The 14,166-nt window shown below is 38.0% G+C and carries 14 protein-coding genes and 1 pseudogene; 3 read left to right on the forward strand and 12 right to left on the reverse strand.

From position 1 onward, the window contains the following. Positions 1-23: 23 nt before the first annotated feature. A complete protein-coding gene (locus ACE198_RS05915; RefSeq protein WP_375374975.1) occupies positions 24-1,358 on the reverse strand; it encodes an aspartate aminotransferase family protein in 1,335 nt (444 codons plus the stop codon). Between the two features lie 190 nt (positions 1,359-1,548). Here ACE198_RS05915 and ACE198_RS05920 point away from each other — a divergent pair, with 190 nt between their 5' ends. Further along, the gene (locus ACE198_RS05920; protein WP_483870207.1) at positions 1,549-2,901 is read left to right on the forward strand and encodes a TrkH family potassium uptake protein; all 1,353 of its coding nucleotides are present in this window, start codon (positions 1,549-1,551) and stop codon (positions 2,899-2,901) included. A gap of 62 nt (positions 2,902-2,963) precedes the next feature. On the opposite strand, the gene ACE198_RS05925 is transcribed toward ACE198_RS05920, so the two are convergent. Continuing rightward, complete coding sequence (locus tag ACE198_RS05925; protein WP_142332963.1) at positions 2,964-3,038, reverse strand: YjcZ family sporulation protein; 75 nt, start codon at positions 3,036-3,038, stop codon at positions 2,964-2,966. A gap of 191 nt (positions 3,039-3,229) precedes the next feature. On the opposite strand from ACE198_RS05925, the gene ACE198_RS05930 reads away from it, so the two are divergent. After that, positions 3,230-3,820 (forward strand): DUF502 domain-containing protein, encoded by a 591-nt coding sequence (locus tag ACE198_RS05930; protein ID WP_098571969.1) that lies wholly within the window; start codon positions 3,230-3,232, stop codon positions 3,818-3,820. Between the two features lie 44 nt (positions 3,821-3,864). On the opposite strand, the gene msrB is transcribed toward ACE198_RS05930, so the two are convergent. From msrB to rsgA, 3 genes and pseudogenes are all read right to left on the reverse strand, one after another. Then, a complete protein-coding gene (gene msrB, locus ACE198_RS05935; protein ID WP_098571968.1) occupies positions 3,865-4,299 on the reverse strand; it encodes a peptide-methionine (R)-S-oxide reductase MsrB in 435 nt (144 codons plus the stop codon). After that, positions 4,289-4,780, reverse strand: a complete 492-nt coding sequence (gene msrA, locus ACE198_RS05940; protein ID WP_373561656.1) for a peptide-methionine (S)-S-oxide reductase MsrA — start codon at positions 4,778-4,780, stop codon at positions 4,289-4,291. The genes msrB and msrA overlap by 11 nt, the downstream gene beginning before the upstream one ends. Positions 4,781-4,961: 181 nt before the next feature. Continuing rightward, positions 4,962-6,028: pseudogene (rsgA, locus tag ACE198_RS05945) on the reverse strand (ribosome small subunit-dependent GTPase A). Positions 6,029-6,370: 342 nt separating this feature from the next. On the opposite strand from rsgA, the gene ACE198_RS05950 reads away from it, so the two are divergent. Beyond that, positions 6,371-7,123 carry a DUF4397 domain-containing protein gene (locus tag ACE198_RS05950; RefSeq protein WP_375374977.1) on the forward strand — a complete coding sequence of 251 codons (753 nt, stop codon included), beginning with the start codon at positions 6,371-6,373 and terminating at the stop codon, positions 7,121-7,123. A gap of 29 nt (positions 7,124-7,152) precedes the next feature. Here ACE198_RS05950 and ACE198_RS05955 read toward each other — a convergent pair whose 3' ends face one another. From ACE198_RS05955 to ACE198_RS05985, 7 genes are all read right to left on the reverse strand, one after another. Beyond that, positions 7,153-7,728 (reverse strand): YpmS family protein, encoded by a 576-nt coding sequence (locus ACE198_RS05955; RefSeq protein WP_098571964.1) that lies wholly within the window; start codon positions 7,726-7,728, stop codon positions 7,153-7,155. Next, a complete protein-coding gene (locus ACE198_RS05960; RefSeq protein ID WP_375374978.1) occupies positions 7,729-8,553 on the reverse strand; it encodes an SGNH/GDSL hydrolase family protein in 825 nt (274 codons plus the stop codon). Between the two features lie 111 nt (positions 8,554-8,664). After that, complete coding sequence (locus ACE198_RS05965) at positions 8,665-9,243, reverse strand: SCO family protein (protein ID WP_251456825.1); 579 nt, start codon at positions 9,241-9,243, stop codon at positions 8,665-8,667. 81 nt (positions 9,244-9,324) lie between these two features. Next, positions 9,325-10,491 (reverse strand): Ger(x)C family spore germination protein, encoded by a 1,167-nt coding sequence (locus ACE198_RS05970; protein ID WP_375374979.1) that lies wholly within the window; start codon positions 10,489-10,491, stop codon positions 9,325-9,327. Then, positions 10,475-11,596, reverse strand: coding sequence for a GerAB/ArcD/ProY family transporter (locus ACE198_RS05975; RefSeq protein ID WP_251456829.1), 1,122 nt, complete (start codon positions 11,594-11,596; stop codon positions 10,475-10,477). Before ACE198_RS05975 ends, ACE198_RS05970 begins: the two co-directional genes overlap by 17 nt. 11 nt (positions 11,597-11,607) lie before the next feature. Further along, positions 11,608-13,125, reverse strand: coding sequence for a spore germination protein (locus ACE198_RS05980; RefSeq protein ID WP_251456830.1), 1,518 nt, complete (start codon positions 13,123-13,125; stop codon positions 11,608-11,610). 134 nt (positions 13,126-13,259) lie between these two features. Continuing rightward, positions 13,260-14,102: a DegV family protein gene (locus tag ACE198_RS05985; RefSeq protein ID WP_375374980.1), complete on the reverse strand. Its 843-nt coding sequence runs from the start codon at positions 14,100-14,102 to the stop codon at positions 13,260-13,262. Positions 14,103-14,166: the final 64 nt, after the last annotated feature.

The following is a 14,166-nucleotide window of genomic DNA, read 5'->3' on the forward strand; positions in this document are numbered from 1 at the left end:
TCCAGTTTCCCCCCTTTCTTCATTCATTCTGTTGACTTTAAGAAGTCCCTAAATGTTTCTTTTAGTAATTTGACCAGATCATCCATCTCTTTTTGTGTGATGGTTAATGGTGGAGAAATAATGATTGAGTCACCATTTATTCCATCCATTCCTGCACCAGCTGGATAGACAATCAGCCCTTTTTCCTTGGCCACTTCAACCATTCTTTGTGTTACATGCGCGCTTCTAGGGAATGGGGTTTTGGTTGCAGAATTCTGAACAAACTCGATTCCTAGCAATAATCCTTTGCCGCGGACATCACCAATAAATGAGTAGTGTTGCTTTAAATTTTCAAGTTGGCCCCTTAAATAATTCCCCTTATTTTCAACCTCCTGAATGATATTGTTTTCCTCTAAATATTGAAGGACCGCAAAAGCAGCCGCACATGCCTGCGGATTTGCACTCAAGGTATGACCACTCATTACGGCTTTTGTACCAGCCAATATCGGTCCGATAACTTTGTCACTAGCAATAGCGGCGGCAATCGGCGCATACCCCGCACCCATCCCTTTTCCTAAGGCGACAATATCAGGGACGATTCCCCATTGTTCACATGCCAGCATGGTACCTGTTCTGCCACACCCTGTCATGACTTCATCTGCAATAAAAAGGATGTCATTCTCCTCACAAATTTGCTTTAAAATTTTGTAATAGCCAGGGGGTGGGGATATGGCTCCTCCTGCAGCACCAATCACTGGTTCAGCGATAAAAGCCGCAATTTGATCAGCGCCGATTCGCTTAATCGCCGTTTCTAGCTCATGGGCACATAGGTAATTACAATTTGTTGGATCGAGGTTAAATGGGCAACGGTAGCAATAAGGGGGATGAATAACTGGGAAATCCTCTAAAAGTGGAACAAATCTTGCTCTCCTTCCTGTATGCCCTGACATGGATAGTGCTCCAAGGGTTATCCCGTGGTAGCTCACCCATCTTGAAAGCACCTTTGATTTCGTTTGCACCCCCTTTTCCTGCCAATACTGAATCGCCATTTTCATCGCCGTTTCAGTAGCCTCAGAACCACTGTTCACAAAGAAGCACCAATTCAAATCACCAGGAAGCATATCTGCCATCTTTTCAGCTAAATTTTCAGCTGTCTTACTTGTAAATTGGGAACGATACACAAATGAAACCTTTTTCGCTTGTTCATTCATTGCTTCGATGATTTCTGGAACACCATGACCAATATTAGCTGTTACGGCACCGGAAGCAGCGTCTAAGTACTTTTTTCCATCTGTATCAAATAAATAAATTCCTTGGCCATAGTCAATGACGGGATATTTGTCATCGAGCATTGGTTTTATGAGAAAAGTTCGATCCAAAGGGATTCACTTCCTTTATAAGTTAAGCCGTCCTTATAGAAATTGTATGAATGGTTGATATGTTTCTTTCGTGTTATTTACAAAGAAAAGCAGAAACCAAGTCTGTTAAATAAAAGGATTCTTTTACATTTCATATTGATTCATATAGAATTACTTTTAGAATACAGAAGGAATGAATCCGATGAGCGCAATCAAAAAAATAAAGTTAAAAACAAAAGAGATTTCAACGGTACAATTAATCGTTATTTTTTATTTATCTGCTTTAGTCATTTCAACACTATTATTAAAAATCCCGATGGCCCATCGCGAGGATGTTAAACTCAGCTTTATTGATGCCATGTTTACCTCGGCTAGTGCTATAAGTGTTACCGGGTTAAGTGTGATTTCCATTAAAGATACTTTTAGCAACTTTGGAATTTTCCTCCTATGCTTAATTCTCCAATTGGGTGGATTAGGGGTCATGTCTTTAAGTACATTCCTTTGGATTATGCTTGGCAAAAAGGTAGGTTTAAAAGAACGTCAATTGATTATGATTGATCAAAATCAATCGAAACTCTCTGGACTGGTCCAATTGGCAAAACGAATATTAATTATTTTTATCTCGTTTGAATTTGTGGGTGGAATCATTTTAGGGATTCGTTTTTTGAATTATTACAACGGAATATTATCTGCATTTAAACATGGATTTTTCGCATCCATCAGCGCCACGACCAATGCGGGATTTGATTTGACAGATGAGTCACTCAGTCCATTTAGCGGGGATTATTATGTACAGTCGGTTATTATTGTATTGATGATTGTGGGAGCGATTGGCTTTCCAGTGATGGTAGAGGTTTATGAATTCTTAATAAACCTTAATAGGAGGAAGAAATTTCATTTTACTTTATATACAAAGTTAACAACCATAACATTTGTCCTTCTTACCGTAATTGGAGCTATAGTTATATATATTTTTGATAGTCAACACTTTTTTACAGATAAAAGTTGGCATCAATCCTTTTTCTACTCGTTATTTAATTCGGTGACTACCAAAAGTGCGGGCTTAGCAACCATGAATATTAATGACTTAACACCGAGCAACCAACTGTTCTTGTCCATTTTAATGTTTATTGGAGGCTCTCCTAGTAGTGCAAGCGGCGGAATCCGAACGACTACGTTTGCTATTATCATTTTAGCCATTGTATTTTATGCTCAAGGAAAAAGTTCAATCAAGATCTTTAGACGTGAATTGTTAAGTGAGGATGTTCTGAAATCCTTTATTGTCATCACGACAGGTGCGCTATTATGTTTATTTTCTATTTTAGTATTATCGATTACTGAAAACGGCACTGTTCTTGAGGTTATCTTCGAGGTTTCATCTGCTTTCGGGACGAATGGGTTATCGCTAGGGTTAACACCTCGTTTGTCTACATTTGGCCAAATTCTAATTATTATCCTTATGTTTATTGGGAGAGTCGGAATTGTTACTTGTTTACTTATTTTAAGAGGCAAAGGAAGTAAGGAAAAGATCAAATATCCGAAGGAAAAAGTAACGATTGGATAATATAAAAAATTGCAAAGAATTGAAAATGGCTGACTCGTTTTGAGTCAGCCTTTAGTTCACTATTAACAGCCCCAGCTTGCTCCGATAATGATCAATAGGATAAAGAGAACGACAATTAACGCAAACCCACCGCCGATTCCGCAGCCTCCTACAGGATATGCAGGGTATCCACAACCACAACCACCAAAACCACCATGTCCGTAAAACATGCACATTCACTCCTCGCAAAATTGTTTCTTAACACTGATACAATATGTAGTAGGTACTTGACCTGCATGTGCATTCGCCTATATTATGTTAGACAATGATAAAAATTGTAGGTGAAACGATGAAATCGATAGTGAAAAACTTTATTAACGGTATTTTAACGATTGTCCCTATTATCCTCGTGGTCTATGTCATTTACAAAACCTTTCTATTTTTAGACGGTTTATTGGGAAATACACTGAGGCCGTATTTAAAAGAGGATTACATCCCAGGCATTGGCTTACTGTCGACCCTTATTTTAATTACAATATTGGGCTGGCTATCCACAAAATATATCTCAGGAAAGATCATCAGGTTAATTGATAGGCTTCTCGATAAAATTCCAGTTGTCAAAACAATCTATTCCGTTATTAAGGACACCGTGCAATCCTTTCTTGGTGAGAAAAAATCTTTTTCTAAAGTGGCCTTAGTTGTGATTCCAGGAACCGAAATGCGCAGTCTCGGTTTTATTACTTCTGAACAATTAGAGGACTTTTATTCTCCTTTAAAAGACCATGTGGCCGTTTATATTCCACAAACCTTTCAAGTAGCCGGGTTCACGTTTTTAATTCCCAAGGAACAAGTCGAAATTATTGACGTTAAGCCCGAGGATGCGATGAAATTCATTCTTTCAGGCGGGATGACATCGACTTCTAAACAAAAGTCAAAATAGGTCATCAGCCAGTAAAATTGAAAAAAGCCGCATAGCGCGGCTTTTTATTTTGATTCGAATAGCTTTGCGAACTCTCCGTACCCTTCCTCTTCGAGTTTATCACTTGGAATAAACCGCAAAGCGGCAGAATTAATACAATACCTCAACCCAGTTGGCGCTGGTCCGTCGTTAAATACATGTCCTAAATGGGAATCGGCTTCTTTACTTCTTACTTCGGTCCGTGTCATAAAATGACTAAAGTCAGCTTTTTCAATCACTTCTTCATCTTGAATCGGTTTTGTAAAGCTCGGCCACCCACAGCCAGCATCGAATTTATCCAATGAACTAAATAACGGTTTCCCCGAAACAAGATCCACATAGATGCCCTCTCGCGTTTCGTTCCAATATTCATTTCGGAATGGTGGTTCGGTGCCATTGTTTTGCGTAACTTCATATTGAATTGGAGTTAATTCCTTTTTCAATTGGTCTTTACTTTTCATATTTCTCCCCCCAATGACTTTGAATAAAGCCTGCACGTCCCGATCCTACATGATAGGACTCATAATGGGCCCGATTTTTCTTATAATACAGCTGATGATAGTCTTCAGCTGGATAGAAGGTCTTTGCAGGCAAAATTGGTGTAACAATCGGCTTACTAAAACGACCGCTTTCTTGTAATGCTTGTTTGGACTGTTCAGCAAGTTCTTTTTGGTTCTCATCATGGTAGAAAATCGCCGTTTGATAAGACTGCCCACGATCATAGAATTGCCCGCCTGGGTCGGTCGGGTCGATTTGCTGCCAAAATAACTCCAGTAATTTCTGATAGGGAAATATCTCTGGATCATACGTAATCTGGACTGCTTCAAAGTGGCCGGTTGTATCTGAGCATACTTGTTGGTATGTCGGGTTTTCAACCGTTCCCCCTGTGTAGCCAGAAATAACACTTTTAATTCCTGGCTGTTCATCAAATGGTTTCACCATACACCAAAAACAACCGCCAGCAAATGTTGCAACTTGAAATGACTTTTCCAAGGTCCCACCCCTTTAACTATATTTTCTTGATTAAAAGTATACAGAAAGATTTAGTAAAAATACAATTTCAAGGACCATAAAAAAACTGAGCAAGTCATGGTCGATTTCGACTAACTTGTTCAGCTTTCCTTTAATAGCTTTTTCGTTGCTGTTTCATTTGTTTGTTCAAACTTTTCCATTGCTTTTTAACTTCAGCTTGGGCCCGTTTATCCGCCTTTCGTTCAATAAATGCTAATTCTTTTTGCAGTTTATTGTAGCTTGTTAACCGTTCAGCTGCTACCAATCCTTCTTCAATCGCCCTCACCACCGCACAGCCAGGCTCATTCATATGATGACAATCCCGGTAGCGGCACGAGGTGGCTAGTTCTTCTATGTCTGAAAAGGTTTCCGATAAACCGTCCGTGCTTTCCCAAAGCTGCAATTCCCTCATTCCTGGCGTATCAATCAAGACACAGCCATGGGAAGAGGGATTAGTTCACGTTGCGTCGTAGTATGACGTCCTTTATCATCTGCCGAGCGGATATCCTGAACCACTTGTTTTTCCTCACCTAATAGGCGATTCGTTAATGTTGATTTTCCTACACCTGAGGATCCAAGCAAAGCAATTGTTTTTCCCAGCTGCAAGAATGGTTCTAATTTCTCTAAACCACTCTCCGTTTCTGCACTCACAGCAAGCACAGGAACTCCCATACTTACTGCTTCAACCTCAGCTAACTTACGATCAAGATCCTGACAAAGGTCTGCTTTACTCAAAACAATTACAGGATTTGCCCCACTTTCCCATGCAAGCAATAGATAGCGTTCAATTCTCCTTAAATTCAAATCATCATTTAATGAATTGACCAGAAACACTGTGTCGACGTTGGTGGCCACTATTTGCTCTTCTGATGTTAAGCCTGCTGACTTTCTTGAGAACTTACTATTCCGCGGCATGATGGCTAAAATCGTTCCTTTACCTTCGTTGCACCTCGGCTTTAGTGCAACCCAATCACCAACAGCTGGGAAGTCCTCTCGGTTGAGGGCATTAAAACTAAATCTCCCGGATACCTCACACAATAATTCCCCCTGCTCTGTCCAGACCCGATACATATGTTTATGTTCAAGTGCGACACGACCTAGAATTATTTCTTCATTTGTATTTAAATGATCAAAATGTTGTTTTACCGTTTCAGTTAATCCCATTGCTACTAAATTCATTTATATTCCTCCAGCGAATCATTATTTTTACATAATAAAAAACCATAGGCACACACAGCCCATGGTTTATTCACTATTGGAATAAATGTACAAAGGAACCCTAACGAGGTAGACATTGGGCTGTGCAACTAACAATATTCAACTGACTGATTGCTTTCATTGTTTCATCTAACATTGCACGTCACCCACTTTCAAATATATTTGTTTTAAGTATATGTGTAATATTTCCATTTGTAAATATAAAGAGGAAAAAAATCTCAAATTTGTGCAAAAGAAGTTAGACACCTACCTATTTAAGCTTGAATAAATTATGATGTAATCCATTAGATAGGAGTTGATAATATGTCCGAGGAAAGAACTTATCCCGATTATCTTCAAAAAGCAGCTATGTATGACTTGTTGGCTCAATTTTATAAATATTCGTTTCCAAATTTACACATGCATTACTACCTAAAGCACATCCAATATATGAATAAAGCGATGAACTTCATGAGAACAAATCCCCAACCAGTCCAAGGAGAAGCGACTATTCGCGTTCTTCATACCTCTCCTGACTCCCCAAACGTTGATATTTATATTGATGGGCACCGAGTGATAAGGGGCTTACCATTTAATAATGTAAGTAGTTACCTATCATTAAAAGCAGGAAAACATCATATTGATATTTACCCAGCGGGAAATATGGTCGACAGTGTTTTAAATAAAAAGATTACCGTTGAACCTGGAAACTCGTACACACTTGCAACCATTGACACTGTGAAGAAAATGCGTTTGTTAGTTTTTCAGAATAAACCAGCAGTCCCAGCAAATGAATCAAAAGTTCGCTTTATCAACTTATCACCAGATACCCCGCCATTAGATATTGCAGTGAAAGACAGGGATGTGGTTTTCCCAAAAGTTTCTTATAAGCAGGCTACTGATTATTTAGGATTAACACCAATGACAGTAGATTTGGAGATTAGGGAGGCAGACACAAAAAACGTACTCTTACCGATGTCCAGAGTTCAATTTTTACCAAATGAAAGCTATACGATTGTGTTCGTTGGACTTACTAAAAATGAACCGGCATTCCAATTCATCAAAATTAAGGATTAAAAATAGGTGCCTCTAGTATAACGAGGCACCTATTTCACTGGTACTAATATCGTAAACCTAATGTCATCCTTTTTCAGGTCAAATTTGTCCGCTTTTAGCTTAATATCACTTTTTAATTTCAATTGTTGCATATTAATATAAATCAATCGATCTTTAGGTCTGATCTCAACACCTTTTGGGATTTTATAATTATTACTAATAAAATTTAGGACATATGAAATGGGAAGGTGTAAACTCCCGATTGTCATTGATTTTTGCTTTAATACCAAATCACCATTTTCAAGGGCATTCGGTTTAAACGTTAATTTCATATTTAATTCTTCACTAAAAAACGGTAAAGTACCATACAGTTCTACATCATCCCCCAGAACGACTTGATAGTCAATCGATCCCAAAGCCTCTTCTTTAAGATAATGATTAATTAACTGATTTAAATCATTCTTGTTGGATTTAACATGAAAGGAAACATGTTCACCCACCAGCCCCTTCGATTTGCTGGTTTCCGGGCCTTCCGATGGGAACATCATCAGGGACAAAATAATAATAGCGAACAAAAGGTTGATTCCCAGCAAGATGAGGAATCCAATTTTCCATTTGTTTTTCATCTAATTCTCCTCTGTATTAACCATATATGGGGGCTTATCCAATCCAGGTAATACTTGTTCTTCTAAGGTCTCATTCAACCTTTGTGCAATCAACTCATAGCCTTTGTCATTTGGATGGAAATTATCAGTAAATAAAAGGTCTTCTGTTGCATTTAAAAACATATCTTCAATTGGAACAAAATAGGCATTTGGATAATTGGCAATGACCAATTGCCCCGTTTTATTCCAGTCAGCTACAATCTCATCCAACTCTTTTATTTCTGAAAACCACTTAGAAAATGGATTGTACAATCCCACTAAAACCACCTGTGCATGGGGATTCTCCTGATGAATAAGGTCCAAAATTTGCGTTAAATGATTATAATAGGATTCTTTTTCAGCAGTAAACTTAGATAGTTGAAGGTTTGCAATATTATCCTTGACTACTTTCATGATATCGTTTCCGCCAATTGTTAAAATAACCAAATCTGCCTTTTTAAGCGCACCTTTCAGTTCTGATGTTTTCAATCTTTTTAACAGTTGAGTTGTCCGATTGCCTTTTACACCATAATTATAGAAATCAACTTCCTTGATTCCCTTTTCTTTTTCAAGCATCGTTTCTAAATATGGCAAGTAGCCGCCTTTATTAGTACTATCGCCTACCCCTTGGGTAAGTGAATCGCCCGCAGCTAAGACAGTTAATTTACGGGGAACAAAATCAGCGGGAACTTGTGCAAAGGCTTGTGCAGCAGTTTTCTTTTCAGAATGTAGTGTCAACTGGTCAACTGGATTACATGAACATAGGAATAATACCGAGAGAATTAGAAGGGGGAACAACTTTTTCATCTTCATTTCACCTACCTTCTAAATTATTTTTATTATAGCACGGCTTTAATCATTCAAAACAATATGTACTATATCCTATTCCTGCCAAAAAAAATAGACCCGTCCAAAGGTCTATTGTAATGTTTTCATATCCTCAATTATTTCATCAAATGGAACATCCTTGTACCCATCATAGGATTTTCGAATATGTCCTTTCTGGTCTACTAAATAAAGGGAAGTCCCATGGATGACCTGATTTCCCTCTTGAGGCTTTTTAACCAGTGCTTTATAATTTTTCAAAGCAAAGTTTTCAATATATGCCTGTGAGTACCCTGTCAGGAAGGTCCAATTATTAAAATCGACTTGAAATTGCTCAGCATACCGTGTCATTACTTCCGGCGTATCTACCGTTGGATCGACACTGAATGAAACAAATTCAATATTCTTCAATCCTTCATCCTTGACCATTTTTTGTAATTTCGTCAGATTCGCTGTCATCGGTGGACAGACATCTGCACAGCTGGTGAAAATAAAGTCTGATATCCATACTTTTCCCTTTAAATCCTTTAAACCAAAGGATTTATTGTCTTGATTAGTAGCTGTAAACTCCTTTACAGGCCAATCGACTGCGTTTTCTATTTCTTTTTGTCCACATGCCGTCATGATCAAAGTAAATAGAACCACGATAATTAATAGAAACCTTGCTTTCATACGATCACCTGCAACCTTTATTCTATTCCATTTCGTGATTAGTTTAACAAAGAATTTAAAAAGAAGAAAGGATTTGGTTTGTTAATCAATTACACCGGTTCGTTCTATTGTATTTTTGACGTGCACATCAAATGTTACATCCTTATATACCCTGTCCCACTCTTCCTTTGTGATTGTTTTTCCTCTGAGATGTGCTTCATATTCATTTCCAAGTCCAACGGGATCAATTCCTAATTCCTTAAAACGAAGCAGTAATTCTTCAACCTTCTTTTTCATCTGTTGGTCAAACTTTTTTTGAAGAAATTTTACGGAAGCAGGTTTACCTAAATCCAAGGCTTGAGTCATTTCTAATACCCTTGAATCCAATTTAACATCTACTCGAAAGTGGAGGTTTTTTTTATTGACTAACTTAATTTTAGTCTTACTCCGAATATTATCAACAGTAACATAGATTTTACTAAATATAGGTTTCCTGGTGTAATTTTCATTTTTTAGGATAAGTTTTTTTAATTGTTCCGTCTTGAATCCCATTTCTTTTGTTCCGGCTTTATATTTATCCACTAATATTTTTAAATAAAAAAGATCACCTTGCTTTAATTCATCCACTAAACGGTCTTCTTGAAAAAGGCCGACCCCAGAAATAATCACATCTTTTCCCTTAACTTTTAGGATAGGCAGCACAGGGTCCCTGCCAATATCATAATAATTATGGTTAAACTCATGCAGTGTTGGAGAAATAACTTGTTCGCCCTCAACATTTTGTTTGATTAAATTGTACATATATGTCCCTAGGTTTAAATTCCCTTTATTTCTATTTTCAATTTGCATAATTTCTGAAGCCGTTTGATCAGCTATTGTTAAATAGACCATATTTCCAATTGCGGCATCTCGATTTAACGTGTCCACCAGTTGAATAATACCTTTTTTTGCCAGTTCTCGACTATAGGTAACCGAACGAAGTTGTCCTGAAACAAGCTTCTGATTGGATTGAAGATTTTCTTGTTGTCTTAAACCTTTGGTTGTTTTAGCATAAGATGTAATTACTTTCGTTGCCGCTCGCGTCATCGGATCAAATTTCTGAACAACCGCAGTTCCTTTAATTTTATTTTTTCCTGCTAAATCATAACCTGAGGTCGTAATTAATCCCAATTTTTCAAGTGGCTTTTGCTGTATACAACCAGCACAGAGAATCATCGTCATCAAACATATTGTCCAAAGAATTAGATTGCATTTAGGAAGCTTCTGCACTTGATTTCTTCCTCCTTAGGAACCATTTTTTCATCAATACCAGCATTGAAAGGAGTACAGGATAACAGAAGGCAGATAAAAATCCGAGTTGCGCAACAAAATCAGACAATTCATTCATTTGATACCTTGCTTTAATAAAAAACGAGCCACCCCATACGAGGATACCGATAATCCAAATCCCCTTTTTTTGTTTCCAATTAATAATTCGATTAAACCCCTTAGATGCCGCCCACAAATAGGCGCACATGTTTGGCAAGATGACTAACATCCAAAAAGATACGGCAATAAATTCAAACCGTTCTAAGTTTGGTAACCTAACAATTTTAAACATTGATAAAACAGGCCAAATAGTCCGAGCCAACCCGTTTTCAGCGAAGAAAGTAATGCACACCATTGTCACAGCCGTGAAAAATACCGTTGTATATAAGTTCGCTATTTGTGTGTACATAAATATCTTTTTTTTATCTTTTACATATGGATATAGGAACATAAGTAGTTCAAAGCCCATAAGTGATAAAGAGGTTTTATAGACCCCATAAATAATGTGCTTCAGATCTGTGTTTAAAAGAGGCAGCAAATTTTTAGGATCAGCATACTGCATTGGTACAACTAGAATAAAAACCATCCAAAGAGTCCCTAAGACAGACATAAAAGCTACACCGACAATGATACGAATGCCGCCATTCACGGCATAAATGGTTAGGAGGATCAGAGCAAGCGATATTTGCCATGTGGGCATTTCGGGAAAAATCCACACTTGGATAATTTCAATATAATTCATCAAGATCACAAAAAAACTTATGGTCATATACATCATATAAAAAACATTCAATGCATTCCCAAGCCATTTTCCAAACACATCTACTTGAATCCCATATAAATCTGCACTTTCATATTTTTTAAGCATGAGAACTATCATCGCTAAGACAAAAGCCGAAAATAATCCTCCGAGAAAAACAGAGATCCACGCATCGTGTTTTGCTGCTATATAGACAATTCTAGGTAATCCAACAATTCCTACGCCTGTTTGTACAGAGTGTATAAAAAACATGACCAGGAATGCATTAACCAATAATCCTTCTTTTGGCTGCACATTTATTTTCATCCTGACCGCTCCTATTCATCTACATCCTTTTTTTCAACACCTTTATGTTTAGGAAAAAGCTGTTTGTCCACAGGACGGTTTGTTAACGGCCTGTAGGATAAATATTGAGTCGGAAATTTGATAATACTGTACCCTAAGTCCTTCCACCTAAAGGGATATATAGGGGTAAGGTATGGCCTCCCAATGGTGGTTAATCTTAATAGGTGAACTAGAATAAAACAAAACGAAAACATAATCCCAATCCCCCCCCAAAAACCAGCTAAAATTATGATTGGAAATCGAACCATCCGAATGGCAGTACCCATTAAATAGCTAGGTGATGTAAAAGACCCAAGGGCACTAAGTGCAATAATGATAATTAAGATATTACTTGTAAATCCTGCTTGTACCGCTGCCTGTCCGATGACGATACCGCCAACAATACCCATTGTTTGACCTACTTTAGTAGGGAGTCTTGCGCCCGCCTCCCTTAAAAGTTCGATGACAAATTCTAAGAGAAGGGCTTCGAGGACTGGTGGAAATGGAACATTTGCCCTTGATTGACCAAGAGAAATGAGCAGTGCTGATGGAATAACCTCATAATGATAGGTCAAAACAGCCACATAAGCTGGAGTCAATAAGACTGAAAGAAAAATTGAAATAATCCGCAGCATCCGTAAGAAAAAGCCCATATTCCAACGCATATAGACATCTTCGGTTGATTCAAAGAAACTAAGGAAGGGTGTTGGACCATAAATAGCCGACGGGGACCGGTCCATTAATACTGCCACTCGCCCCCTCATCAAGGAAAGAGTGACCCGGTCTGGCAGTTCGGTTGACATAATTTGCGGGAAAATCGTCCAGCTATTATCCTCGATTAACTGCCCTAAGACCGTCGTATCCGGTATGTAATCATATTCTAAATCCGTAACCCTCTGCCGAAAGGTATTCACATTTTCTTCATCTGCGATATCCTTAACATAGACAAGTTTTCCAGGGGTCTTAACCCTTTTTCCAATTGTGATATCTTCCATACACAATTGTGGATCTTTTAAATTACTCCTAATAATATTTAAATTACCAATTAGAGATTCGGTAAAAGAAATCTTTGGCCCATAAACAAGTGACTCGGTTTCTGCCTTTTCAAGGGATCTTTCCACAGTTGAACCGACATTGGCAAGTATCCCATAAGGTTCACCATCGATATAAATGTACGATTTTCCTTCTATTAAGGAGGAAACAACTTCTTTTAATTGATTAGCAACCGAAAGTTCAGCAATCGGGAGAATCTGTGCAAGACTTTCCGTTGTCCATTCATTTTGTGTACTTTGCTGGACAGGTGACAAAAGAAATTCATCAAAGCTTGTTTTATCAATGAGGCTGCTTAAAAAGCAATAGACAATTTTCTTCCCATTTTTATTTATGGTTCGAAAATTCAGATCTGAACAATCGCCTATCGCTGTTTCCAATTCTTTCTTAAGATCATCCACATTTAAACTATGCGGTTTCTTATCCTCTGATCGTTTATTTTCCGATTTCCGCTTAAACATAAGCAACACCTTAACCATTCAATTTTTTTTATCTTTACCAGAACAACTAATATTATCCAAAAGAAAAAACAGAAGGGTGTCAGGCACCATGCGAAAAAATTCACATGGTGCCTGACACCCTTCGTTTGATAAATTTATTCAAAATAATACATTAAAGCGATTGTACCAGGCCCAGTATGGGTACTAATGGTAGGTCCTGTATAATCAATTGAAAGATCCTGATAGCCTGTTAATTCTGAGATTGCTGCTTTTAGTTTAGAAGATAGTTCAATCGCTTCGGCATGAACAATACCTGCACCAAGAATGGTTTTCTCTTTCACATCTTCCGTAAATTGTTTAGCCAAGTATTTAACCACCTGCGAATGACTTCGAACCTTGGCAACGGGGTTGTATTCAGCCCCTTCAAGGGAGGCAATCGGCTTGATATTTAATAACGAGCCAATAAATGCCTTCCCTTTTCCAATTCGGCCGCCCTTCACCATGTTTTCAAGTGTATCGACCATAATATAAAGTTTAGTATTTTCACGTATCTTGTCTAGGCGTGATAGAATTTCCTCCATACTCTTTCCCTGCTTCGCCATTTCCGCTGCTTCCTTAACCTGGAACTGGAGCGCCAACGAAATAAACTTCGAGTCAACAACGGTGACTTTAGTTTTTGTCATCTGTGCAGCGCTTTCAGCTGAACGAACGGTACCGCTCATTTTGCCTGTCATGTGGATCGATAAAACCTCATATCCTTCATCTCCGAGCCGGTCGTACACTTCAAGGAAGGTTCCAGCCGACGGCTGCGAACTTTTAGGTAATTCGTTAGATTGGTTCATCACTTGAATATATTCAGCCACATCTATGTCTACTCTATCTAAGTATGATTCTCCATTTATAGTTACGGACAATGGTACTACTACAATATCAAGTTTTTCGGCTATATCTAATGGCATGTCCATTGTTGAATCGGTTACAATTTTAATTTTTCTCAAAAAAGTCACTTCCCTACCAGTACTGCTTTGTATTATACAGTTAAGTGCAGTGGAAAGGAATAAC

Source organism: Neobacillus sp. KR4-4 (assembly GCF_042136325.1).
Classification (GTDB): Bacteria; Bacillota; Bacilli; order Bacillales; family Cytobacillaceae; genus Neobacillus.